This is a genomic window from Methylocystis sp. MJC1 (assembly GCF_026427715.1).
Classification (GTDB): domain Bacteria; phylum Pseudomonadota; class Alphaproteobacteria; order Rhizobiales; family Beijerinckiaceae; genus Methylocystis.
This window is the reverse complement of the sequence record NZ_CP107558.1, coordinates 3,672,245-3,697,261: the sequence shown is the minus strand read 5'-3', so window position 1 is coordinate 3,697,261 and position 25,017 is coordinate 3,672,245. Positions and strand designations below refer to the sequence as shown.

At 62.5% G+C, this 25,017-nt stretch carries 21 protein-coding genes; 12 read left to right on the top strand and 9 right to left on the bottom strand.

The window, feature by feature from the left end:
• The gene (locus tag OGR47_RS17730) at positions 1-1,560 is read right to left on the bottom strand and encodes a DHA2 family efflux MFS transporter permease subunit (protein WP_165054147.1); all 1,560 of its coding nucleotides are present in this window, start codon (positions 1,558-1,560) and stop codon (positions 1-3) included.
• Entirely contained in the window at positions 1,557-2,690 is a 1,134-nt protein-coding gene (locus OGR47_RS17725; RefSeq protein ID WP_165054150.1) for an HlyD family secretion protein, read from the bottom strand. Before OGR47_RS17725 ends, OGR47_RS17730 begins: the two co-directional genes overlap by 4 nt.
• A gap of 360 nt (positions 2,691-3,050) precedes the next feature.
• Here OGR47_RS17725 and OGR47_RS17720 point away from each other — a divergent pair, with 360 nt between their 5' ends.
• Positions 3,051-3,263, top strand: coding sequence for a hypothetical protein (locus OGR47_RS17720; protein ID WP_165054153.1), 213 nt, complete (start codon positions 3,051-3,053; stop codon positions 3,261-3,263).
• A 416-nt stretch (positions 3,264-3,679) separates the two neighbouring features.
• Here the strand turns inward: OGR47_RS17720 and OGR47_RS17715 are convergent, their stop codons facing one another.
• A complete protein-coding gene (locus tag OGR47_RS17715; protein WP_165054156.1) occupies positions 3,680-5,074 on the bottom strand; it encodes an ATP-binding protein in 1,395 nt (464 codons plus the stop codon).
• The gene (locus OGR47_RS17710; RefSeq protein WP_165054158.1) at positions 5,071-5,790 is read right to left on the bottom strand and encodes a response regulator; all 720 of its coding nucleotides are present in this window, start codon (positions 5,788-5,790) and stop codon (positions 5,071-5,073) included. Before OGR47_RS17710 ends, OGR47_RS17715 begins: the two co-directional genes overlap by 4 nt.
• A gap of 445 nt (positions 5,791-6,235) precedes the next feature.
• Between OGR47_RS17710 and OGR47_RS17705 the strand changes: the two genes are divergently transcribed.
• The 9 genes from OGR47_RS17705 to OGR47_RS17665 all read left to right on the top strand — a co-directional run bounded on the left by OGR47_RS17705 (position 6,236) and on the right by OGR47_RS17665 (position 19,922).
• On the top strand, positions 6,236-7,888 hold the full coding sequence (locus OGR47_RS17705; RefSeq protein ID WP_165054159.1) for a SulP family inorganic anion transporter: 1,653 nt from the start codon (positions 6,236-6,238) through the stop codon (positions 7,886-7,888).
• Positions 7,889-8,017: 129 nt separating this feature from the next.
• Positions 8,018-10,015, top strand: a complete 1,998-nt coding sequence (gene hyfB / locus OGR47_RS17700; protein ID WP_165054160.1) for a hydrogenase 4 subunit B — start codon at positions 8,018-8,020, stop codon at positions 10,013-10,015.
• Positions 10,012-10,965, top strand: a complete 954-nt coding sequence (locus OGR47_RS17695) for a respiratory chain complex I subunit 1 family protein (RefSeq protein WP_165054161.1) — start codon at positions 10,012-10,014, stop codon at positions 10,963-10,965. Before hyfB ends, OGR47_RS17695 begins: the two co-directional genes overlap by 4 nt.
• Positions 10,965-11,630: a hydrogenase-4 component E gene (locus tag OGR47_RS17690; protein ID WP_165054162.1), complete on the top strand. Its 666-nt coding sequence runs from the start codon at positions 10,965-10,967 to the stop codon at positions 11,628-11,630. Before OGR47_RS17695 ends, OGR47_RS17690 begins: the two co-directional genes overlap by 1 nt.
• Entirely contained in the window at positions 11,627-13,075 is a 1,449-nt protein-coding gene (locus tag OGR47_RS17685) for a hydrogenase 4 subunit F (RefSeq protein ID WP_165054163.1), read from the top strand. The genes OGR47_RS17690 and OGR47_RS17685 overlap by 4 nt, the downstream gene beginning before the upstream one ends.
• Before the next feature lie 18 nt (positions 13,076-13,093).
• Entirely contained in the window at positions 13,094-14,614 is a 1,521-nt protein-coding gene (locus OGR47_RS17680; RefSeq protein WP_246729763.1) for an NADH-quinone oxidoreductase subunit C, read from the top strand.
• 13 nt (positions 14,615-14,627) lie between these two features.
• Positions 14,628-15,143: an NADH-quinone oxidoreductase subunit B family protein gene (locus tag OGR47_RS17675; protein WP_165054165.1), complete on the top strand. Its 516-nt coding sequence runs from the start codon at positions 14,628-14,630 to the stop codon at positions 15,141-15,143.
• 428 nt (positions 15,144-15,571) lie between these two features.
• Entirely contained in the window at positions 15,572-16,753 is a 1,182-nt protein-coding gene (locus OGR47_RS17670) for an efflux RND transporter periplasmic adaptor subunit (RefSeq protein WP_165054167.1), read from the top strand.
• Entirely contained in the window at positions 16,746-19,922 is a 3,177-nt protein-coding gene (locus OGR47_RS17665; RefSeq protein ID WP_165054169.1) for an efflux RND transporter permease subunit, read from the top strand. The genes OGR47_RS17670 and OGR47_RS17665 overlap by 8 nt, the downstream gene beginning before the upstream one ends.
• Positions 19,923-19,982: 60 nt before the next feature.
• Here the strand turns inward: OGR47_RS17665 and OGR47_RS17660 are convergent, their stop codons facing one another.
• Positions 19,983-20,243 carry a hypothetical protein gene (locus OGR47_RS17660; RefSeq protein WP_165054171.1) on the bottom strand — a complete coding sequence of 87 codons (261 nt, stop codon included), beginning with the start codon at positions 20,241-20,243 and terminating at the stop codon, positions 19,983-19,985.
• Between the two features lie 223 nt (positions 20,244-20,466).
• Complete coding sequence (locus tag OGR47_RS17655) at positions 20,467-20,736, bottom strand: usg protein (protein ID WP_165054173.1); 270 nt, start codon at positions 20,734-20,736, stop codon at positions 20,467-20,469.
• 267 nt (positions 20,737-21,003) lie between these two features.
• Between OGR47_RS17655 and OGR47_RS17650 the strand changes: the two genes are divergently transcribed.
• Positions 21,004-22,044, top strand: a complete 1,041-nt coding sequence (locus tag OGR47_RS17650) for a trypsin-like peptidase domain-containing protein (RefSeq protein WP_165054175.1) — start codon at positions 21,004-21,006, stop codon at positions 22,042-22,044.
• A gap of 1 nt (position 22,045) precedes the next feature.
• On the opposite strand, the gene OGR47_RS17645 is transcribed toward OGR47_RS17650, so the two are convergent.
• Positions 22,046-22,618: a L,D-transpeptidase gene (locus OGR47_RS17645; RefSeq protein ID WP_165054177.1), complete on the bottom strand. Its 573-nt coding sequence runs from the start codon at positions 22,616-22,618 to the stop codon at positions 22,046-22,048.
• Between the two features lie 115 nt (positions 22,619-22,733).
• Between OGR47_RS17645 and OGR47_RS17640 the strand changes: the two genes are divergently transcribed.
• Complete coding sequence (locus OGR47_RS17640; protein WP_165054178.1) at positions 22,734-23,204, top strand: NUDIX domain-containing protein; 471 nt, start codon at positions 22,734-22,736, stop codon at positions 23,202-23,204.
• 10 nt (positions 23,205-23,214) lie between these two features.
• Here the strand turns inward: OGR47_RS17640 and OGR47_RS17635 are convergent, their stop codons facing one another.
• Both OGR47_RS17635 and OGR47_RS17630 read right to left on the bottom strand, forming a co-directional pair.
• Complete coding sequence (locus tag OGR47_RS17635; protein WP_165054180.1) at positions 23,215-23,415, bottom strand: hypothetical protein; 201 nt, start codon at positions 23,413-23,415, stop codon at positions 23,215-23,217.
• 128 nt (positions 23,416-23,543) lie between these two features.
• Positions 23,544-24,938: an HWE histidine kinase domain-containing protein gene (locus OGR47_RS17630; protein ID WP_246729764.1), complete on the bottom strand. Its 1,395-nt coding sequence runs from the start codon at positions 24,936-24,938 to the stop codon at positions 23,544-23,546.
• Positions 24,939-25,017 lie beyond the last annotated feature (79 nt).

The window sequence follows — 25,017 nt, the reverse complement described above, 5'->3', positions numbered from 1 at the left end:
TCAATGTGCGACGGCGGCTTTCGCGCCGGCGCGGCTGCGCCGCAAAATCAGCGACAGCGGAATCACCAGGAGGGCGAGGACCATGAGCGTCGCAAAGACGTCGATGTAAGCGAGCAGGGAAGATTGTGTTGCGATCTGGCGGCCAATCCATTGCATAGCCTGTCTTTGGGCTTGCGAGGCCGAGCTGCCGGCGGAAAGGAAATAGTCCTGCGCACGCTTGAGCGCCTCCTGGTATTGGATCGTCGAGGGAATGGTCGTTTCGACGAGACGGCTCATGTGAAACTGCTCGCGATGCGCAAGAACATTTTGCGCGATCGACACGCCGATCGATCCCCCCACATTGCGCGCGACATTTATCATCGCTGACGCCTGGTCGGTCTTTCCCGGCGGGACGCCCTCATAAGAGGCGGTCGTAATGGGTATGAAAATGAGGGGAAGGCCGACGCCGATATAAATTCGCGAACGGGCGAAGAACCAGAAGTCGAGATCGGCATAGAGCGAGGTAAGATTATACATGGAGGCGGCGACGATCGCGGCGCCGGTCATGATCAGATATTTTGGTTGCACGCGGCCCGAGAGACGACCGACCACCAGCATCATCGCCATGGTGACGAGCCCGCCGGGCGATAACACGAGGCCCGCCAGCATGGCTGTGTAGCCGAAACTGAGCTGCAGCATTTGAGGCAACATCTGCGTCGTCGCAATGAGGATCGCGCCGATCGCCAACATCACGAAAAAGCAGGAACCGAACTGCCGTGTGGCGATCATTCGGATATCGACCACGGGATTTTTATGGCTCACCTCCCAGGGGATCATGAGGGTGAAGGCAAGGCCGCCGATGGCTGAAAAGGTCAGAATAAAGCCTGACGCAAACCAGTCTTCTATCTCGCCGCGATCCAGCACGACCTCGAGCGACCCCAGAAAGGTCGAGACGAGGAGAAAACCCAATAAATCGAAACGCGGGAGATCGCGCGGCGTCTCCGTCTCCTGCACCACGGCGGTGACGAGCGCAATCGACATCAGTCCGATCGGGCCGTTGATGAGAAAGCACCAATGCCAGGAGAAATTGTCCGACAGCCAGCCCCCGAGCGTCGGCCCGATCACCGGCGCGACGACGACGGCGATGCCGAAGAGCGAGAAGCCTTGGCCACGCTTTTCGGGAGGGAAGGCATCAGCGAGAATGGATTGCGACACCGGCACCATGCCGCCGCCGCCGAGCCCTTGCAGGATACGAAAAAACAGCAGCGAACGTATGTCCCAGGAGAGGCCGCACAGGATCGAGCTGGTTGTGAAGAGGGCGAGACAAATGAGAAAGAACCTCTTGCGTCCGAGCGCCTTCGCCAGATGGCTGCTCGCCGTCAGGATGACCGCATTGGCGACGAGATAAGTTGTGACGACCCATGTCGCCTCGTCGGACGACACAGCCATGCCGCCCGCGATATAGGGCAAAGCGACATTGGCGATCGTGGTGTCGAGCACTTCCATGAAGGTTGCGACCGACACGACGACCGCGATCAACCATGGATTGGGCTTTCCGGCTGCTATCGATGCGGAGGTCATAAGCTCGCGCTTATCCGCTCGTAGACCGACGGCGCGGCGTTGACGCGGACCGTCGGCACGACCGACATGCCGGGACCGAGCGAGACATCCTTGGGTGGATCGTGCATCACGATCTTTACAGGCACGCGCTGGACGATCTTCACATAGTTTCCCGTGGCGTTCTCCGCTGGAAGAAGCGAGAAGGCGGTGCCGGACCCGGGCTGTATGCTGACGACGCTTCCATTCACGTCACGGTCGGGATAGGCGTCGATCCGTACCTCGGCCGGCTGGCCGGGCCGCATCTGGTCCAGCTGCGTCTCTTTGAAATTGGCCGTCACCCAGACATTGTCCGGCACGAACATGCAGAGACTTGTTCCTGGCTGCGCAAGCGCGCCGACAGCGGCGGTCAGACGCACGACGCGCCCCGGCTCCGCCACGGTGACGACCGTATAGGAGAGATTGAGCTTGGCGCGATCCACTTGCGCCTTCGCTTGCGCAGCGCTGGCCTCGGCGCTCTTGCGCTGTGCTTTGAGGGACTGAACTGTCGCATTCGCCGCCTCGACGGTCTCGGTGGCGCTTTGGCCGCGGGCCTGTTCTTGCTGAAGCGCCGAAGAGGTTTGCTCCTCCCGTTGCGCCGTGCCAAAACCGCGTTGCGCCAACGCTCGTGAGCGCGCGGCCTCCTGCTGGGCGAAGCGCAAGGCGGCACGCGACTGCTTCACTTGAGCGCGAGAGGCGCCGGCCTGCGCTTGCTCGGCGGCGATCTGGGCGTTGAGATTTTGCACTCTTGCTTCCGCCGCGGTGAGTTGGGCCTCAGCGTCGGCTAATGCGATGCGATAGTCACGTTGCTCGATTTGCGCGATGACGGCGCCCGCGTCGACATGCTGGTTATCCGTCACGTCGACGGCGGTGACATAGCCGCCTACTTTCGGCGCGATCGAATATTGCCGCGCGTCGATGAAGGCGTCGTCCGTGCTTTCAAAATGCGAAGAGTGCTCCCAATAGACATAGCCGATGGCCGCCAGCACGAGGATGGCGCTCGCCCCAAGCAAAATGGCCAGGGGTCGACGGCGCATGAAGCGGCGCGCGACTGTTACGCGGGACGGCGCCTCCGCCTGCGACCGTTGCGCTTTTATCGTTTGAGTTTCCGCCATGCGGCGCTCGTTGCCCGCGCGCTCGCCGACCGAAGCGATACGCCTCGGATCAGCTAGCGCGGCGGAACAGAGCGAGCGAGCTCCGCCATGGCTAAAACTATTGCGGATTTCGAGACTGTCTGAAGAAGGCGCCGGTTCCAGATAGTGGGCAAAAGCTGATGTCCGATCGACGGAAAGGACAAGAGATGAAACAGGTTGGAGCCGAAGCAATCTCGCCCTCGACGCGAATGCTCGCCAATGGCCTTGGTTGGTTTTCGCTTGGTTTGGGCTTGCTCGAGGCGATCGCGCCAAAACGACTCGCAGCGCCGTTCGGGCTCGAGAAAGCGTTCGTCTCTGCTCCAGACTTATGGGCTGCGTGAGATGGCTGCTGGTCTCGGGATACTTCTCTCAGGTCGACCGGCGCCCTGGCTCTGGGCGCGCGCCGCCGGCGATGTGCTCGATATGGCGGCGGTGGCGCCCCAGTTGAGCTCCAAAGACGAAACCGTGCAGCGAGCGAGTGGCTTCGCCGCTCTGACCATCGGCGCCATCGCCGCGCTCGACGTCTGCTGCGCCATCAAGCTCGCGCAGCAATAAATCGGAAATAATGCGAGTCAGCGCTTCGCTTGCCCAAAGGGCGGACACGCTTACTTGCCCGTGTTCCGGCAGCGCCGGAATATCCGTGGAGGAGACGATGAACAGGAAATTGCTTGCAGCGGCGCTGGTTGCGCCAATACTGGCTTGGGCTCCCACTTCGGCTTTGGCGCATGGATGCTATTCGAAGCATCATTATCGCCACCATACCAAGAGCTCGACCAACGACACCTTTGGCAGCAGCAAGTCGATGCAGAAGAAGGGCTCGACTTCCACCAGCCCGGGCTCGAGTTCGCAAGATCTCAATCAGGGGGGCTCGAGCGGTTCGACCGCCCCGAGCGGCTCGTCGGGTTCTTCCCGTGGCAAAGGTCAGGGAATCTGAAGCGCCGGCAGGAACGGCGAGGAGCCGTTCCTGCCGTCTAAGCTTCTTCGCCGCTGGCGCGCGGAAGTGTGACGCGGACAATCAGCCCATTGGGTTCCCGGTCGAGCAAAGCGACTGTCCCGCCGTGACGTTCGACGAGCGAACGGACGATCGACAGGCCGAGCCCGAATCCGCTGTGGCTGTCCATTGTGCGCCCGGGCTCGCCGCGAACGAAGGGTTCGAACACGGTTGACTTCTGGTCCGGCGCTATGCCGGGCCCGTCGTCGATGACGTCGACCTCGAGCTTGCCGGGGAGCGACTCGTCGATCCTGACCTCGACGGCGTCGGCGTGATGGACGGCGTTTTCCAGGAGATTCGTGAAGACGCGCTGCATGTCGGTCAGGGAGCCGATCATCATCTGGCGTCCGCCGCCCGAGTAGGACACTGCGTAATTCATATCCACAAATTGATCCACGACGGTCTGCAGAACACTGTCGAGGTCGATCAGGGAATAATCCGTTTTATCGCTTTCTGCGCGCAGATACTGCAGGTTCTTACGCAGCATGGCGTCCATGAGGTCGACGTCGTGCAGCATTTTGGTGCGCAGATCGCCGTCGGAGATAAATTCGGTTCTCAAATTCAGCCGCGTGATGATGGTTCTCAGATCGTGGCTGACGGCCGCCAGCACGCGGGTCCGCGCCACGATCATGGCGCCGATGCGTTCCTGCATTCGGTTGATCGAGCGCGTCAGCTCCCGCACTTCACTCGGACCGCGCTCGGGGAGCGCGCCTTGGCTGTCGCGCGCGCCGGGGAATTGCTCGGCATGCCGCGCCAAGGTAATCAACGGCTCGACAATGCCGTTCGACGCCCACAGCACGAGAACAGAGGTGCTGAGGAAAAACAGGATGGCCGAAAGCGCCCAGGGCGTCAGCAGGAAGGGCGTGCCGGGCTCAGGCTCCCAGAGCCATCGCCACACCGAGCGCGGCGGCTTGCGGTGCTGGGTAATGGAGATGAGCGCATAGCCGCCCTTGCGGAGCCCGACAGCCATAACGCCTGGCGAGCCGCCGTCATTGGGCGGCGCGGCGGCGTAAACGTCGGCCTCCGGCCACAAGTCCGTCCGTATAAGGCGGATTTCGTTTCGGAACTCCCTATCGTCCGCCGTGACCGCCCGAGGCTTCTCCTGCTGCAAATGGATATTCGCGAAGGGCGCGGCGTGTGCGAATTCGGAGAGCAACCCTTGACGCGCCTCGGCCGGAGCCGCGTCCAGCGCAAGAACGACGCTCGCGATGAAATCCGTCTGATCGACGATGTGGCGCCGGCCCTCGACGTCCAGCACATGGAAAGTGACCAGGACGACGGTCTGGAAGGTCACGATCGAGACGAGGATAAGCAGCGTGATCTGACCGGCTAGACGGTCCGGGGCAAGGCGTCGCAAGAGGCTGCTGACCGTCATATTCGCGCAACTGGCGCCGAGAGCATATAGCCCTCTGACCTGACCGTCTGGATGATGGCGGGGTTTTTAGGATCCTTCTCGAGCTTCTGTCTGAGCCGGCTGATCAGCACGTCGATGCTTCTCTCGAATGGTCCGGCCGTGGGGCCGTGGGTCATGTTGATGAGCTGATCGCGGGTCAGCACCCGGTTCGGGTTTTCGCAAAAGGCGTGCAACAGGTCGAATTCGGCGCCGGTCATGGCGACCTTCATGCCGCTGGGCGAGACGACCTCCCGGGCGAGAAGGTTAATGCGCCAGCCAAGAAACTGAAAGATCTGGTTCGATGGGCCGGCCTCGACTCGGCTTTGCGGCCCGCTGCGCCGCAGCACGGCTCGGATGCGCGCGAGCAATTCGCGGGAGTTGAAGGGCTTAACCACATAATCGTCCGCGCCCATCTCGAGCCCGAGGATCTTGTCGACGTCCTCCCCCTGGGCGGTGACGATGATGATCGGGATGTCGTGCGCTGCTCGGACCCGCCTGCAAATGGAAAGACCATCCTCCCCCGGCAGGTTGAGGTCGAGGATGAGGATGTCGAAGTGGCCGGCGGCCAATTTGGCGTCGACAGTCTCGCCATTGGGGATGTGCGTGACGGCCATGCCGTTATTTTCGAGATATCTCGAGATCAACTCCGCGATTTCCGCGTCATCTTCGACAAGGAGGACCGAACTGCGATTGCTCATGCTCCCAAGCGCCTCCGTCCGTGTGTGCCTGTTTTTCATGGCTATAGCGTGTCGCACCGCGATTGTCCGGGCTTCCGCGGGCGCGTTCGTTTTACCGACATGAAGCGGAAACATTTTTCCGCACTGCGAAAAATTATGGAAACAGCCGCTTGCAAGTGTAGCTGAGCCCTTCAAGGCCATTCGAGGAGAGCGAATGAGGCGTGACTTAGGCGCAGCAAAAGGCCGGCGCGGTTTTCCTTTTGTACGAATCTCCGGCTCTGCCTAATGAAATAGCAAGAAGCCTGCAATATAATCGCGCCCGGTCCGAGAGCGGCGCTCCGGCGCCCGTAGCCCCTCCAGAAAAAGAGCGAGGGCGTCTTCGGCGCCGAAAATGCCTTCGCCGCCTCTCGGGAGGCGGCGCCATCGCTCTTCCCGGTCTTCATCTCCAGTTCGAGGATAACAGACGATGACGATCTCCACGCCAGCTTATGACACCTCGCCGCCCAAGTCAGGGTTCGCCGGGCTTTTCGAAAGCTGGCGCTCCGACATCATATCGGGCTTCCTTGTGTTCCTGATCGCCTTGCCCTTGTGCCTCGGCATCGCCATGGCCTCTGGCTTTCCGCCTCAGGCGGGCATCATCAGCGCCATCGTGGGCGGGCTTCTGGTTTCCCGCGTCAACGGCTCCTACGTCACCATCATGGGGCCGGCGGCCGGCCTGATCGTCGTGATCCTCGATTCAGTGGGGGAGCTCGGCGACGGCAACGCCATGGCGGGCTATCGCTATACGCTCGCTGCGATCTTCTTCGCCTCCCTGCTGCAGATTCTCATGGGCGTGATGAAGGCCGGCAAGATGAGCGCCTTCTTCCCGTCTTCGGCCGTGCACGGCATGCTGGCGGCGATCGGCATCATCATCATGGCCAAGCAGATTCACGTCATGCTCGGCGTGAAGCCCGATGCGCAGACGCTGTTCCAGACCATCGGCGCCATCCCGGCAAGCTTGAGGGATATGAATCCAGAGGTCGCGGTCATCGGCTTTCTGGGTCTGGGCATTCTGGCGCTGTGGACCTTCGTTGGAAATCCCAAGCTCAAGATGATCCCGGCGCCTTTGCTCGTCGTCTTGCTCGGCATGGCCCTCGGCAAATATTTCGACATCGAGGATGAGCACAAATACCTCTTCCTGCCGGACATGGTCTTCCTGCCGCATCATGAATTCACGATCGGCCCGAAGTTCCTCGTCACCTTGCCGGAGAATTTCCTGGCGGGCTTCGCCGCGCCCGATTTCGCGCTCGTCGGCCATCTCGTCTTCTGGCAGCAGGTCGTCACCATCGCCCTCGTCGGCAGTCTCGAAAGCCTGCTGAGCGCCGCCGCGGTCGACAAGCTCGACCCCTACAAGCGCACGTCCGATCTCAACCGCGATATCGCGGCGGTGGGCGTCGGCAACGCTATCTGCGGTCTGATTGGCGGCTTGCCGATGATCGCGGAAATCGTCCGTAGCTCAGCCAACGTCAACAATGGCGCGAAAACGGGCTGGGCCAATTTCTTCCACGGGCTCTTCCTGCTCGTCTTCGTCGCCCTTTTCCCGAAGCTGATCCACGAGATCCCGCTCGCCTCGCTGGCGGCGCTCCTGGTCTTCACGGGCTATCGGCTGGCGTCGCCGCGCGAGTTCAAGAAAACTCTGGCGATCGGCTGGGACCAGCTGGGCGTCTTCGTCATCACCATCGTCGGCGTGCTCGCGACCGACCTTCTCATTGGCGTCGCCATCGGCGTGCTGGCGGAGCTGGCCTTCCATTTCTGGCGCAGCATCCCTTGGGCTGATGTGATCAAGCTCGACCGCTCGATCGAGGAGACGTCGCCCGGCGTCTACCATGTGCAGGTGAAGGGCGCGGCCTTCTTCGGCAATTATCTTGCGCTCAAGAACGACCTTACCTCTATCCCGCCGGGCAAGAAGGTTTTCTTCGATCTCTCCGAAACGGCGACCGTCGACCACACGGTGATGGAAAATCTCCATCATTTCTGCGAGGACTACCATAACAAGGGCGGCCATGCGGAAATCCGCGGGCTCGACCAGCTCGTCCCGACCTCGGACCATCCCCTGGCGCCGCGCAAGCGCCCGGCATAAGGGCGACAAAGCGCCGCGCCCCATTCCGGCGGAAATGTCGCCGGGGTGAGACGCTCCCTGGATAGACAGCCGCCGCCCGCGGCCGTCTATTCAGGGAAGGCTCCCGGCCGAATCATTCAAGGAACATAAATGCCGCTTTATCTTGCCCTTCTCTGCGTGGGCGCCTTGGTCGGCGTCGGCGTGGCCTCGATCCGCTTCAAGGACCGCGCGGACGTGACGCGGCTCGTTTACGGGCTCACAGGCGGATTATGCGCGGTGATTTTTCTCGCGGTCATCGTCCCGAGGGGCGCGCATGCCTTGCAGACGACGCTGCCCCTGGGCTTGCCCTGGATCGGCATGCGCTTTCGCATAGATGCGCTGAGCGCGTTCTTCCTTGCGGTCGTCAATCTCGGCGGCGCGGCGGCGAGCGCCTATGCGATCGGTTATGGGGCGCATGAGAAGAGCCCGATGCGCGTGCTGCCGTTCTTCCCGGCCTTTATCGCCGGCATGAACGGCGTTGTGATGGCCGACGACGCCTTCACCTTCCTCGTCGCCTGGGAGTTCATGTCGCTCTCGTCCTGGGCGCTGGTCATTTCCCACCACGATCACGCCGAAAACCGCGCCGCCGCCTACATTTATCTGCTCATGGCGAGCTTCGGCACGCTGTGCCTGCTCATGGCCTTCGGCGTTCTTGGCGGCGCGACCGGCGCCTATGACTTCGACACGATCCGTGGCGTTCCTAAGGACGCCTGGAAATCCGGCCTCGTCCTCGCCCTCGTCATCCTCGGGGCCGGCTCCAAGGCGGGACTCGTTCCGCTGCATATCTGGCTGCCGCTCGCTCATCCCGCCGCGCCGAGCCATGTCTCGGCGCTGATGAGCGGCGTCATGACGAAGGTGGCCATTTACGGCTTCATTCGTATGGCTTTCGATCTTCTGGGCCCGCCCGCTTTCTGGTGGAGCATTCACCCGCTGGTGTTCGGCGCGGCGAGCGCCCTGATCGGCGTGCTGTTCGCGACGGTTCAGAGCGATCTTAAGAAGCTTCTCGCCTACAGCACCATTGAAAACATCGGCATCATCTTCGTCGCGCTCGGACTGGCGCTGGCTTTCAAGGCCAACGGCCAGGCGCTGCCCGCGGCGCTGGCCTTCACCGCGGCGCTGTTCCATGTCTTCAACCACGCTTTGTTCAAGAGCACGCTCTTCTTCGGCGCTGGCGCCGTCCTCGGCGCGACGGGCGAGAAGAACATCGAAAAGCTCGGCGGCCTGATCCGCTCGATGCCCAAAACCGCCTTCGTCTTTCTCGGGGGCTGCATGGCGATCGCCGCGCTGCCGCCGCTCAACGGCTTCGTCTCCGAGTGGCTGGTGTTCCAGGCCATCCTTCTGAGCCCCTCGCTGCCGCAGTGGATCTTGAAGCTGATCACGCCGGCCGTCGGCGTGACGCTGGCGCTGAGCGCGGCGCTGGGCGCCGGCGCCTATGTGCGGGCCTTTGGCGTCGTCTTCCTTGGCCGCCCGCGTTCGCCGGCCGCGGAGCAGGCGCAGGAGACCGATCAATGGTCGCTGCGCGCCATGTTTGCGCTGATCTCTCTCTGCCTTCTGGCGGGGATTACGCCGAGCTTCATGATCGACACGATCTCGCCCGCGGCGGCCGAATTTGTCGGCGGCCGTATGCCGGCGCAGAGCCAGATCGGCTGGTTCACAATCGCGCCCATCGCCGAGAGCCGCAGCTCCTACAACGGCCTGATCGTCTTCGCTTTCATCGGCCTATCGGCCTTTGCGATGGCGCAGACGATCAAAACCATCTGGCCGCGTCCGTTGCGCCGGGCGCCGCCGTGGGATTGCGGCTATGTCGATCCGACCCCCGCGAGCCAATATACGGCGAGCAGCTTTGCCCAGCCCGTCCGTCGCGCGCTCGGCGTCGTCGCCTTCTCGGTGCGCGAGAAGCTCGACATGCCGCTTCCGGGAGAGACGCGCGCCGCGCATTTCTCCGTGGAGATCGGCGACCGCTTCATCGACTACATCTACGAACCGCTGACGAAGGCCGTGCTGTTCTGCTCGGGGCGGCTCAATGTGGTGAACTTCCTGTCGATCCAGGAATATGTCGCCCTCGTCTTCGCCGCCCTCGTCTTTCTCCTCATCCTCGTGGCGCTATGACCTTTCTCTTCGACCTCTTCTCGCAAGCGGCGCAAATGGCCCTGGTGCTGGCGCTCGCGCCGGTGTTGATCGGATTCACGCGCAAGGTGAAAGCCCGACTGCTGCGGCGGCGCGGGCCACCGCTTTTGCAGCCCTGGTATGATCTCATTCGCCTGCTGAGAAAGGACGTCGTGCTCGCCCATGACGCCTCCTGGCTCTACCGCGCAGCCCCCTATCTCATCTTCGCGACGACATGGGTGGCGGCGTCGCTCGTTCCGACTTTCGCGACCGGGCTGATGTTCAGTTGGATCGCCGATCTCATCGCGCTCACCGCCTTGCTCGGCGCCGCCCGCTTCTTCCTGGCACTCGCCGGCATGGATGTGGGGACGAGCTTCGGGGGCATCGGCTCGAGCCGCGAAACGATGTTCGGTTCGCTCGCCGAGCCGGCGACGATCATGATCGCCTTCATTGTCTCGCTCATCGCCGGCTCGACCCAGCTCTCCGAGGTTGCCGCCTATATGGCGTCGGATTTCGCGCTGCGTGTCTCCGTGCTCTTCGCGCTGATCGGCCTCATCATCGTCGCGATCGCGGAGAATGGGCGCATTCCAGTCGATAATCCCGCCACCCATCTCGAGCTCACCATGGTGCATGAGGCGATGATCCTCGAATATTCGGGGCGCCATCTCGCCATCATCGAAATGGCCTCCGCGCTCAAGCTTCTCCTCTACGTATCGCTCATCAGCTGCATCTTCTTCCCCTTCGGCATCGCGCACCCGGATGGCAGTCTTGCCGATATGGGCTACGGCGTCGCCTTCTACGTCCTGAAGATCTTCGTCGCGGGCTTTCTACTGGCGCTCTTCGAAGTGTCGACCGCAAAGATGCGCGTCTTCCGCGTGTCGGACTTCCTTGGGGCGGCGCTGATGCTCGGTCTTCTCGGCACTCTCCTCGTCTTTGTCACCCGGAGCCTGTAATGCAAGGGCATCTGTCTCTCGACATCGCGCAGCTTCTCGCGGGCGGACTGGTGCTTGTCAGCTTCATGCTGCTCTACCAGGATCGCCTCACCGGGCTCATCAACATCTTCGCGCTGCACGCCCTTGTGCTGACTTTGTCAGTCGCTTGGCAGGCCCATGTGCAGGAGGCGCCGCATCTCTTTGTGACGGCGGCGATCGCCCTGGTCTTCAAGGCGATCATCATTCCTTTCAGCCTGCACAAAATCGTCAAGGCCCTACGCGTCCACCGCACTGTGGAAGTCGTCGGCGGCATCGGCGCGACCATGCTCGTCGGGATGTTCCTGATGGGGCTTTCGCTCGTCGTCATGCTCCCCGCAACCACGACCGCCGACCCCTTCGCGCGTGAGGACCTGGCTTTCGCGCTGACGATCGTCCTTCTGGGCATGTTGATGATGGTCACGCGGCGCAACGCCGTCAGTCAGATCATCGGCTTCATGTCGCTGGAGAACGGGCTCGTTCTGGCGGCCGCGGGCGCCAATGGCATGCCGCTCGTCGTCGAGATCAGCGTCGCCTTCTCGATCCTCATCGCCTTTATCGTGATCGGCATCTTCCTGTTCCGCATCCGGGAACGCTTCGACACGGTGGATCTATACGAACTCGATCGCGTGCGCGGAGAACGCCGATGATTTCCGAATTTTTCATGGTGTCGAACGCGCTCGTCGCCATTCCGGCGGTTGCGGCGGGCGTCCTGGCCTTTCAGACCGAATACAAGAAAGCGGCCCAGCTCAATGTGGCCGCGTCAGGCGCAACCTTCGTTTTCGCGCTTTTGCTCCTCGCCAAGGGGCACGAGGCCGGCAGCTTCCTCTCCGTCGACGATCTCAACGTCGTCTTCGTCGTGCTGTCGACGCTGATCGGCTTCACCACGGCGGGTTTCAGCGCGAGCTATATCGAGCATGAAATGGCGATGGGGAAGCTGACGCCGGGCAATCTGCGCTTTTACCACGCGATGTATCAGGCGCTCATGTGCGCGATGAATCTGGCGCTTCTCGCCAGCAACATCGGCCTCATGTGGGTCTCGGTCGAAGTCGCGACGCTCACCACCGTTCTCATGGTCGGCCTTTATCGCACGCGCGACTCTCTCGAAGCCGCCTGGAAATATTTCATCCTCGGCAGCGTCGGCATTGCGCTCGCGCTCTTTGGCACGATCCTCGTCTATATGTCGGCGGAGCCGTTCCTGGGCGAGGGCTATGACGCCATGCTCTGGTCCACGCTCATGCAGCACGCCACTCATCTCAGCCCGCGTCTGCTCAATGTGGCCTTCGTCTTCCTGATGCTCGGCTATGGGACGAAAGTCGGCCTCGCGCCCATGCACGCCTGGCTTCCCGACGCGCATGCCGAAGGTCCGACGCCCATATCGGCGGTGCTTTCCGGTCTGCTGCTGAATGTTGCGCTCTATGCCGTGCTGCGCTTCAAAATGCTGCTCACGGCCAACGCCGCCGCCATCACGCCCGGGCCGCTGCTCATCGCGCTGGGCCTGGCTTCCGTGCTCTTCGCGGCCTTCATGCTCTACCGGCGCGACGACATCAAACGGCTCTTCGCCTATTCGTCGATCGAGCACATGGGCATCATCGCCTTCGCTTTCGGAATCGGCGGCCCAGTAGCCAATTTCGCCGGGCTGCTGCATATGGCGATGCACAGCCTCACCAAATCCGCGATCTTCTTTTCTGTCGGCCACATCGCTCAGGCCAAGGGCACGCAGAAGATTGCCGAAATCAGGGGCCTGACCCAGAGCCATCCCGTCCTGGGCTGGAGCTTGGTCGTGGGCGTGATGGCGATCTGCGGCATGCCGCCGCTCGGCGTCTTCATGAGCGAGTTTCTGGTCGTGAGCTCGGCCTTCGCGCGCCAGCCATGGCTGGCCGTTCCGCTGGTCCTGGGCCTTCTCGTCGCCTTCGGCGCCCTGTTGATGCGCCTCATCGGCATGGCTTTCGGCGAACCGTCGCAGAGCGCCGGAGAGGCGCCGGCCTCTCCCATACCGCTGATCGCGCATCTTTCGCTCGTGCTCCTCGCGGGCCTTTACCTGCCGTCTTATCTCGTCACCTGGTTCCAGAACGTGGCGCGGCTGCTGGGATAAGCGCAAAGGGATATGCAAATGCTCTTCACCCCAAAGGACCCGAACAGCACGGCTCCTGCGCCGGCCGCATCCTGCCGCCCCTGGGCGCGCGAGACGGTCGATGACGCGGGCTGGCGCGCGGTGATCGAAGAGATCGCCGGCCGCAAGGCCGATCTTCTCAGCCTCTGGAGCGACGGCGCCCATGTGTTCATGGCCGTCGTCAACCGGGCGACGCCAAAGGTTCGGCTCGTCTCGCTCGACTGCCCGCAGGGCCGCTTTCCCTCGGTCGGCGTGCGGCATCCGCCGGCGCTGAGGCAGGAACGCACCATCGCCGACCTTTACGGACTCACGCCCGAGGGATCGCCCGATACGCGTCACTGGCTGGATCACGGCCGCTGGGGGCTTCGTCATCCCGACGGGGCGGCGGCGCCGATCGAAACGGCGAGCGACCGTTATGAATTCTGCCCGGCCGAAGGCGCGCCGCTTCACCAGATTCCCGTCGGGCCGGTGCATGCGGGCATCATCGAGCCCGGCCATTTCCGCTTCTCCTGCAATGGCGAGGTGGTCGTGCGGCTCGAGGAGCGGCTCGGTTTCGTGCACAAGGGCGTCGACAGCCTCATGGCGGGCGCGCCGCTCGACAAGGCGGCGAAGCTCGCCGCGCGCGTCTCCGGCGACAGCACCGTGGCTTACAGCTTCGCCTTCGCGCGCGCCGTCGAGGCGGCTTACGGCGTCGAGCCGCCTGCGCGGGCTGTGTGGCTACGCGCTTTGATGGCGGAAATCGAGCGCCTCGCCAATCACTTCGGCGACATCGGCGCCATCTGCAACGACGCCGCCTTTGCGCTGATGCTCGCCCAATGCGGTCTCGTTCGCGAAAGGCTGCTCCGCGCGGCCTCTGCCTGTTTCGGCCATCGGCTGATGATGGACCGCATCACGCCCGGCGGCGTCGCCGCGGACCTTTCGGAGGAGGGTGAAAAGACGTTGCGCTCCCTGCTGGACTGGATCGCCGTCATGGTGCCGCGTCTCGTGGCGCTCTATGGCGACACGACCTCGCTGCAGGACCGCACCGTTGCGACCGGCGTGCTGAGCGCCGGGCTCGCTAGCCAATATGCCTGCGGGGGTTTTATCGGCCGCGCCTCGGGCCGTCGCTTCGACGCCCGCGCGACCATCGGCTACGCGCCCTATGACGCGCTCTCATTCGAGCTCGGCCAATCGACCGGCGGCGACGTCGATGCGCGCGTCTGGGTGCGGTTCGACGAGGTGAGAGCGTCGATCGAGATCATCGAGCAGATTTTGGATCGCCTTCCTCATGGCCCGATCCACGCCGATCTCGGCGCGGCGCCGGGCGCGACCGAGGGCGCTGCGCTCGTGGAAGGGTTCCGCGGCGATATTTTCATTTGGCTGCGCCTTTCGGCCGACGGCCGGATCGAACGGGCGCATCTGCGCGACCCGTCCTGGTTCCAATGGCCGCTGCTCGAAGCCGCAATCAAGGGGAACATCGTCGCGGATTTCCCGCTCTGCAACAAATCCTTCAACTGCTCCTATTCGGGGCACGACCTCTAAGCGGCTGGGAATCATGCAGAAATTTCTCTTTCAAGGGCTCTTGCGCGGCGCGCTGACCGAGCCGCCGCCGCCGCCCGAAGACGCGGCGCTCGCAGAACTCGGACAGGCGCTGGAAAAGACCGCCCGCGAGAAGCTCGGTCGCAGTCTCTCAATCCGTGAGGTCGACGCGGGTTCCTGCAACGGCTGCGAGCTCGAGATTCACGCGCTGAGCAACGCCTTCTATGATCTCGAGCGCTTTGGTCTGCGATTCGTAGCCTCGCCTCGGCACGCCGACGTGCTCCTCGTCACGGGCCCTGTGACCAAGAATATGAAAGAGGCGCTGGAGCGCACCTACAACGCGACGCCCGATCCGAAATGGGTCGTGGCGGTGGGCGATTGCGCTTTCGACGGCGGCGTCTTTGCCGGCAGCTACGCCTGCGTGGGCGCGGTCTCGCAGGTCATTCCGGTCGATCTCCACATCCGCGGCTGTCCGCCGGATCCCGTGGCGCTGCTCAAAGGCTTGATCGCCTTGGTCGATAAGGCCGGCTGAGCAGGATCGGCAAGCAATAGCTTGCATGGGGCGTGTCATTCCGGGCGGGTTGAATGCCCGACCCGGAATCCGAACCACAAGAGCGCTGGTTTTGCTCTGGACGCCCGATCGCACTTTTGCGGGCGTTTAATTGGACTTCGTATTTCGCGAACGGGAACGCCTCGCTGATCCGGGCAGGGCGATGCGCAAGCCCCGTTGCCCCGCACAGAGGCGGGCTCCCGCCGAATTTCGATCAGCAAATCTTTAAATACATCATATTGAAGCGCCGAGATTGACAGGGCGGAGCCTGTGTCGCAACAGGGCGGACAACAGAGCCGCCGCTGTCACAATTAAGTCGCGCATTCCGCATTGATTGCAGACCGCTCAGGTAACGCCGGCAGCCGCCATATTCTCTTCGCGCAAGACCGTCCGCAGGAAAACACGCCTAAATGAACGTCCTCCTGAAGTTCAAAGAGCTACCCGCGCGGGCCAGATTGACGATCGCGGCCGCGGCCGCAGTGATCATGGCCAGCGTCATATGGTCGGTCACGTCGGGGCATGGCGCGGGGAAAGACGAGCGTCATGAGACCGGCGCCATTGGCGGCGGCGACGCCGCGCAGCTCATCAGGCGCCAGGGAACGATCTTCGTGCCGGAAGGCTCGCCTTATCGCACACGCATTGCGGTCGCGCCGGTTCAGCAGAAAAGCATCAGCCGCAGCAAATTGGTGACCGGAACCGTCGAGGCCGACCCGACGCGTACGGTCAAAATTCTAGCGCCGGTGTCGGGCCGCGTCGGCGAGCTCAACATCTCGCTGGGCGACGCCGTCAAGAAAGGGCAACGCCTCGCGACGATCGACTCTGGCGATCTCGCGCAGGCGGTGGCCGACGCCGAGAAAGCGCGCGCGACGGTGAAACTCACCAAGAGCGCGATGGAAAGATCCGTGAGCCTCAATAAGGCCGGCGGCCTCGCGCTCAAGGAGCTGGAGCAGGCGCAAAACGATTATGGGCAGGCGATCTCCGAGCTCAAGCGCGCCGAGGCGCGCCTCGACGTCATCGGGGACAGCGGAAAGGTCTCGGGCCAGCGGCAGATTGTGCTCACGACGCCCATCGACGGCACAATCACCTCGCTCGACACTGCGCCGGGCGATTTCATCGACAGCGCCACCGACTCGATGATGACCATCTCCAATCTCGAAAAGATCTGGGTGACGGCCAGCGTACAGGAGAAGGATCTTTCCTTCGTCCAAAAGGACGAGCGGGTGGAGGTTTCTCTTCTCGCCTATCCCGGAGAAGTCTTCTCGGGCCGCGTCCAGGTGATCAGCCAATTGCTCGAGGCGGATACGCGCCGCAACAAGGTGCGCATCTCCTTCGATAACCCTTATGGCATCTTCAAGCTGAACATGTTCGCGACGGTTCGCTTCTTCGCGCCCGCGACGCAAAGCATTCTTGTCCCTTCCTCGGCGCTGTTCATCGTGAATGACACGACCAGCGTCTTCGTCGAAACGGCGCCCTGGACCTTCCGAAGAAGAACGGTCGTCATCGACTCCGATTACGAGGGGGCGACCATCGTGCGCGGGCTGGAGCCCGGCGAGCGGATCGTCGTGCGCGGCGGAGTTCTGCTCAATGATTGAACGCGCCGTCGAACTCTGCCTCCAGAAGCGGCTGATCGTCATTCTGGCGACGATCCTGATTTTCTTCTACGGCCTCTATTCCTGGACCCAACTCAAGCTCGAAGCCTATCCCGACGTCGGCGACGTGACGGTGATCGTCACCACCCAGGCGAGAGGCCTCGCAGCCGAAGAGGTCGAGCAGCAGATCACCGTGCCGCTCGAACGCGCGCTCGCGAGCACGCCAGGCCTCGTTACGATACGATCGAGCAGCACCTTCGCCCTGTCCCTGATCACCATGGTCTTCAAGGACGGCGTCGAGGATTATTGGGCGAGGCAGCGCGTGCTGGAGCGCGTCAGCCAGGTGTCCCTGCCATCGAATATTCAGCCGACGCTCGGGCCGTTGACCGGGCCGGCCGGCGAAATTCTTCGCTATTCGCTGGAGTCGGATGAAAAGAATCTCGCGGAGCTCTCCGAGATTCAACGCTGGGTGGTGTTGCCCGCGCTCAATCAGGTTCCGGGCGTTGCGAGCGTGGCCAATTTCGGCGGGCTGACGCGGCAGTTCCAGCTCGAGATCGATCCGCTGTCGCTACAGCGCTATGGCCTCGGCCTCTCCGACGTGTCGACCGCGATTTCGAGCAATAGCGCGAGCTCGGGCGGTAGCCGCATCACGCGCGGCGAGCAATCCTACGTCATCCGCAGCATCGGTCTGGTGCGCAATCTCGAAGATCTCGGCAATATCGTCGTCACGCAGAGCAAGGGCACGCCCATTCTCACGCGCGACCTCGGCACGCCGCAAATGAGCAGCCAGGAACGCGAAGGCGTTCTCGGCAAGGATCACAACTCTGACGCGATTCAGGGCACGATCCAGATGCTCAAAGGCGAAAACGCCGGACAGGTCTTGAAGGCCGTGCACGAGCGGCTGGAGCAGTTGCAGGCTGAGTTGGCGCCGCAGGGCGTCCGCATTGTGCCTTATCTCGACCGCAACGACCTCGTGGAGGCGACCGTCTCCAAGGTTGGCCATACGGTCGGCGAGGGCGTCGCGCTGGTCTTCATCGTGCTGATCCTGTTCCTGGGCAGCCCACGAAGCGCGATCGTCGTCGCCGTGACGATTCCCATCGCGCTCAGCGTGACCTTCATTCTCATGAATCTGACGAAGCTGCCCGCCAATCTTCTGTCGCTCGGCTCCATCGACTTCGGCGTCATCGTCGATGGCGCGATCGTCGTGACGGAAGCCATATTGCGTGTGCGCGAGCATAATCCGACCCGCCCGCTCGAGACCGATACCGTCCAATTCATCGTCCGTCAGGTCGTCAATCCGATTTTCTTCGCGACGATCATCATCATCACGGCCTATCTGCCGCTTCTCGGCCTGGAGCGCGTCGAAGCCAAGCTCTTCTCGCCGGTCGCCTATACGATTTCCTATGCGCTTTTCGGCGCCTTGCTTTGTTCGCTTCTGCTCGTGCCGGGGCTCGCCTATATCGCTTTTCACAAGCCCTCCGAGATTTTCCACAATGTGCCGCTGGAGTGGCTGCAGGACAAATATGGCGAGCTGCTCGCGATATGCGTCGACCGCCCCCGCATCATTTATGGCGCGGCGGCCGCGGCCTTCCTCGGGGTCGTCGTCACAGGCGCCACGATCGGCCGCGAGTTCCTGCCCAATCTGGACGAGGGCTCTCTTTGGCTCCAGGTGCAGCTGCCGAGCGGCATTTCCATCGGCAAGGCGGAGGAAATGGCCCGCGACCTTCGCAACGCCGTCATGGAGTTCCCCGAAGCATCCTTCGTTGTCTCCCAGATTGGCCGCAACGACGATCGGACCGATCCCTGGACGTTGAGCCACATTGAAGCGCCTGTCGGATTGAGGCCCTATGACGAATGGCCGGCCGGCGAAACCAAGGCTGATTTGGTGCGTCGCCTCGCGGAGCGCTTGAAGCAGCTGCCGGGAGTGGAAGTCGGCATCAGCCAGCCGATCATCGACAATGTGAACGATCTGGTCGCCGGCGCGCACTCCGCGCTGGTGGTCAAAGTGTTCGGCCAGGATCTCAAGGAGAGCCGGCGAATCGCGAGTGAGATCGTCGCCACTTTGAAAGACACGCCCGGCACCTCGCAGACGTCGATCGTGCAGGAGCCGCCGATTCCGCAGATCGCCTTCCATATCGATCGAAGCCTCGCGGCGCGTTATGGGATCAACGTCGCCGATGTTGCCACTCTCATTCAGACCGGCGTCGGTGGCAGCCCGATCGGGCAAATCTACGTCAACGAGAGAAGCTACGACGTCACGCTTCGCTTTCCGCCGGAGGCGCGCAACAGCCCCGAGGCGCTCGGCAATCTGCTTGTGAACACGTCAGCGGGCGCGCAGATCGCGTTGTCGCAGATCTCGAAGATCAGCCTGCAAAACGGCGAGAGCGCCATTTCGCACGACAAGACGAAGCGTTCTTTGACCGTGCGCGTCGACTACGAGAATCGTGATCTTTCCTCCTATCTCGAGGACGCCCAGGAACGCATCGCCAAGAATGTGAAATACGACCAGTCGCTGTACAAGGTGGTTTGGGGCGGCAAATTCGAAAACCAGCAGCGTGCGCAGAAGCGATTGACGACCATCGTCGGCGCCGTGCTGGTTCTGATGCTCCTCTTCCTCTTCATCGGCTTCGGGAAGTTTCGGCATGCGCTGCTCATTCTCGGCGTCGTGCCGCTTGCGACGCTTGGCGGCCTTGTGTCCCTGCATATCCGAAGCGACAGCCTGAATGTCGCGACGGGCGTCGGCTTTCTGGCGCTGTTCGGCGTCGCCGTGCAGAATGGCATCATCATGGTCGCCAACCTCAACCGGACGTCGGCGGTTCGCATCGCGGCGGCGCGCGCCCGTTGGGTTGCGACCGAAGTCGAGCCGCAAGCAATGCGACGCGACTTCATCGCCGCCATCAGGACCGGCGTGCTGGAGGGCGCGGGCGAGCGCTTCCGGCCCGTGCTCATGACCTCGACCGTCGCGACGGTCGGCATGCTGCCCGCGGCGATGGCGACGGGCATCGGCAGCGACGTGCAGCGCAGTCTAGCGACCGTCATCGTGGGCGGCCTGATCGTCGCCACCCTGCTGACGCTCTTCATCCTGCCGGTGTTCTATTTCGTGATCGAGACCTTCGTCCGGCTGCGCAGCGAGGCGTCTGTCCCGGGGCGAGAGGGGCTCACGGCGCCATAAAGGCATCAAGCGCCGGGCCGGGCGTTCTGCCCGGCCCCGGCGACTTCTTCTCGAAGAGACTCAGTCGAGCGTCTTGCCGCCGGCCGCTTCGCAGGCCTGAGCCGTTTCCATATAGACCCAGCCTTTGCCCTTGCAGGAGTTCATGGCCTTGCAGGCGTTTTTGGGCGAATGGCAATCGCTTTTACCCTTGCAGCTATTGGCGCCGAGGCAATGAACTCTCGCGGCGGTCGTCTCGGCCTTCGCGGCCGGCGCGGCGCCCGCGAGCGCGATTGAGACCGCCGCGACAGCGAGAGTCGCGCCGTTGAAGCTTTCCTTTTTCATGTCGTTTCTTCCCTGCGCCAAGAATGGCCCGTCATTCTTGCATCAAAGCCCAATTTTTGGCCAGCCGTGCGAGAGAAACCAGTTGTTAGCGAATCGGCCGCGCTTTTCGGGCGCCGCCGATTCGGACTGTGTTTGTCCTTCGTCTGTCCGCCTTTTCCTGTTTCAGGACAGAGCCGCGAGAGGCAGGCTTAATTCATCGGCAAGGACGATTGAGGCGGCGAGGTCAGTGCACATGAAATTCGCCGTTGACCAGCCGCATCTCAGCCGGCGTGATGAGTCGCGCATGCGCCACCGTCACGCCATGGAGCGGTCCGTCCAGGCTTTTCGTCCAAAAATCCAGGAATTTCCTCAGCTCCGGAAAATGCGGGTGCAGATCATATTCCTGCCAGATGTAGCTTTGGATGATCCTGGGATGGTCGGGCAGGCCATAAAAAATATTGGCCGTCGTCAGACCGTAACCCTGCATCTGCAAGCGGAACTCCCTGGACGCCATCTCGGTCTCCTTTCCATTCGGAATGCTCAAAAAAAACTAGGAGCGACACGTTAATGGAAGCAACTATTGAGCCAGAAATATGTATAAAAACAACTTGTTAGCAGCGTGTCTGCGCGAGTGCTGATTTTTCTCCTTGAAGGAGGGGCTGGCGCTTCTTAAGTCCCCGATCGGGCGCTGAGCAAAGGATTAACTATAAGCGACGGCGCCGCCGCGATTACCCGGCCCACGCCATCTTTTTGCCGAGCGCGTTCAAGAGTTTGACCCGCCATGATTCGACGTTTCGCTCTCTTGTGTCTTCTCGCCTGCCCGACGCCGCTTGTCGCCGGCGCTTTGCCCCCGGGGCCAAAGGCTTCCGTCGCTTCCGTCGTTCGCGCGGTGACGCCGGGCGTCGTCAACATCGCCACGAAGCGGATCGAATCGGTTGAGGTGCCGACGGTCGTCGACCCGGTGCTTCAAGAGTTCTTCGAGATCCCCAACACCCATCTGAAGCGCGAGACGACCTCAGCGGGGTCGGGCGTCATTGTCGACGCCGAGGGTGGGCTGATCCTCACAAATGAGCATGTCGTCCGCGGCGCCTCGGTCATCGAGGTCACGACCAAGGACGGCCGCCGTTTCCGCGCCCAGCTCGTGGGCCGCGACAAGGCCACGGATATCGCCGTGCTGAAAATCAAGGCGGATAACATTGCCGCCGTTCCGATGGGGGATAGCCGAACGCTGGAGGTCGGCGATTTCGTTCTCGCCGTCGGCAACCCATTCGGCCTTGGCCAAACAGTGACCTCGGGCATCGTGTCGGCGATCGGCCGCGCGGGGCTCGGAATTGAAGGCTATGAGGATTTCATTCAGACTGACGCCTCGATCAATCCGGGCAATTCCGGCGGCGCACTGGTGACGCTCGATGGCCGCCTCGTGGGCCTCAACACCGCCATTCTGTCCAAATCAGGCGCGAGCCATGGCATCGGTTTCGCCATCCCCATCGACATGGCGCGCCGCATCATGGCGCAGATTGTCGAAAGCGGGGAGGTGCGTCGCGGCCATATCGGGGTTTCGATCCGTTCGCCTTCGGGGAATGGCGCAGGCGCCGAGATCGTCACGGTGGAGCCGGCCTCTTCGGCGGCGCTCGCCGGACTTCGCAAAGGCGATGTTATAACCGCGGTCGATGGGCGCTCGATCGCGGCTCCTGCGCAATTGCGCGCATTCCTCGGCGCGACCCCGGCCGGAAGCGAGATCGACGTCCGCTTTCATCGCGCGGGCGAGGCGATGCAGGCTCGGCTTAGGGTCGAAGCGAGCCAGAAGGCCGCCACGCGCTGATCTATCGGAGAACCACGACCTTCGTGCCGACCTTCACGCGTGAATAGAGGTCGATCACGTCGTTGTTGGTCATGCGGATGCAGCCGGAGGACACGGCCGCGCCGATCGTATCCGGCTCGTTCGAACCATGGATGCGATAGTCGCTGGAGCCGAGATAGAGCGCCCGGGCTCCGAGCGGATTCTCCATGCCGCCCGCCATATAGCGCGGCAAATCAGGCCGGCGTTTCAGCATCGGCGTGGGCGGGCGCCAGTCGGGCCACTCGCGCTTGCGTGAGACAGTCTTCACGCCCGACCAGGTGAAGCCCTCGCGACCGACGCCGACGCCATATTCGATCGCCTGACCGCCGCCGAGCACATAGTAAAGACGCCGTTCCGTGGTCGAGATGACGACGGTTCCCGCTTTATATTCCGGGTGACGCCAGAGCACGACCTGCTTGGGAATCGATTGCTGACGGAAAAGGGTCAAAAAATCTGCGATCGGCCCGCGATCCAAGGGACTTCCAAGGGCCGTCCCAGGCGCCGTCACGGCGAGGGCGAAGAGCGCTTTCAAGGGCAAGCTTAACCGGTTCCTCATGGCGCTTTCGTCACTCCGTTCGTTTGGCATTCTCGGCGGGGAGACTGTTTGTTGACGAATGCGGCCGAAATCTGACGCGTCATTTCCGAAAATCGGGCGTGTGGGAGAGCGAGCCATGCCGAAACGCAGCGCGGGCGTACTCCTTTACCGGCGTATCGCTAATGGGATCGAAGTCTTTCTGGTCCACCCCGGCGGGCCTTTTTGGGCCAGAAAGGACGACGGTGCCTGGTCGATCCCGAAAGGAGAGATCGATGACGGGGAAGAGCTGGAAGGCGCCGCCAGGCGCGAGTTCGCAGAAGAAACGGGCGTGGCGCTGACGGGCGCGCTGACGCCTCTCGGGGTTTTCAAGCAGCCCAGCGGCAAGCAGGTGGCCGCCTTCGCGCTCGAGGGCGACGTCGAGCCCTCACGCGTCAAAAGCAATGAATGCCTGATCGAATGGCCGCCGAAATCCGGGCGGATGATCGACATTCCCGAGATCGACAGAGCCGGCTGGTTCGAGCCTCGGGAAGCGCTGGGGAAAATCACGAAGGGTCAGCGCCCGATCATCGAGGCGTTCGTCTCCAAATTTGCGGCCCCGTCGAAGTGAACAGGCTCCGTCATTCGGCTTTCGCCGCCCAGGTCCCGGCCGAATGCGGCATCCAGCACTCGACGCCTCTGTGGCATTGCGCGCCGGTATAGCGGTTTTTATGAAAATAAGGCGAGCTCGTGGGGACGAAACGATTGGCCCACGCGAAGGTGGCGAGCCAGACGACGAGGATTCCGAATAGCGCGTTACGCCAGCTTTTGGGCCCGGGCATTCTCGAACTCCCCTGCGCGTTTCACAGAACCGGGGAATTGGAGGCTTTGAACGTCTCGCCCAGTGGTGAGGCGCTCAAAAAAGAGTGCGTCAGCTTTGCAATGATCCAGCAAAGCGGAGGGGCGTTCTCTAAACCTCCGCCGTGATGGTTGCGCGCAACCCATCGGGCTCGAAGGCAATGTTGATGTCGCCGCCGAACTGTCTCGTAAGGACGGTCTTCATCAGATAGAGACCGACGCCTGAATGTTGCGGGTCTGCAACCTGCGGCCCGCCGCGCTCCTTCCAATTGACCCGCAGCCATCGGCCTTCGTCATCGCCGATCCGCCAGTCGATCATTACGCACCCTTCTTCGGTCGACAGAGCGCCGTGCTGCTCGGCATTGGAGAGAAGCTCGTGCAGAGCCATGCCCAGGGCCAGGGCGACTTCCGAGCGCAGTTCGACCTCTTCCCCTGACATGGATATCCGATCGCGCGTGGCGAGCGAGTCATAGGCGAGCGCTGTCGTCGCCAGCTCCTTCATCGGCGTTTCCGCCCAGGATTTCTTCACCAGCAGGGTCGACAGACGGCTGAGACATTGAATGCGGTCAGAAAAGCTGTTGCGAAAGCTGGCAAAGTCGGTCGCTGTGCGCGCGGTGATATTGGCCACGCCCTGGATCATCGCCAAAGAGTTGTTCACCCGATGGTGCAGCTCGAGGTTCATAATGCGCCGATGCTCCTCGGCGTTTTTGATCTCGTCGATGTCGGTGATCGCGACGATGGCCGCTAGAATTTTGCCATGGGCGTCGCGGATCGGCGCGCCAACGATGTTGATCCATCCCCATGTGCCGTCCGCGCGCTGATGCCGGCATTCGAGCGTCGGCCGGTCTTCCCCGGCAAGGGCGCGGGCGAGGGGATATTCCATCTCCTGCACGGGCTCGCCGCTCTCGTGCACCGCAGCCCAGTGATGATATTTATCCACTCCTTCGGAATAGATCACGGGCCCCCGCCGGATTGCTTCGAGCGCCGAATTGCCTTCGAGGATGCGGCCGCTCGGTGCTTCCGCGATCAGAACGCCAACCGGAAGCGCGTCGATTATGGCTCGAAGCCTGTTGTTGAAGCCGCTCGGCTCGTTGGCCGCGTCGTAACCTCTGATCAGCTCTTCATTGAGCCGGGTGAGCAGCGCGCGTTTGCGACGAAGTCTCTGTTCGAATTCGTCGAGCGCGCGCGCGATATCGTCGATGTCGGTAACCCCAGTTGCGGTCCAGGCCGGCGCCTCGCCCGCCTTCAAGCGATGCGCCAATTCCGCAAGCCGGTGCGTCGCCGCAGTATTCCGCCTCCGGGCCGAGTCGAGACGATAAAGCATGACGAGCGCGGCGACGAAAGCGATCACCAGCGTAACGATGGCGGCTTGCCCCAACGTTGAGGAAAGCTCCGCTTGCGCAAGCGGGCGGGACTCAGCCGCCAGCGTGTTATGGCTTTTCGTGACAAGGGAAATATTGCTTGGAAGGGCGAATCCCAGGATTCGCACGAGGTCTTTTTCGACCACCAATCACTCCGCGCCAACTGCATTGGGCCACGGGCGTTTGCGCCGACGCCGCCTGAAGGCTGCACGAACGTTGCCGGGA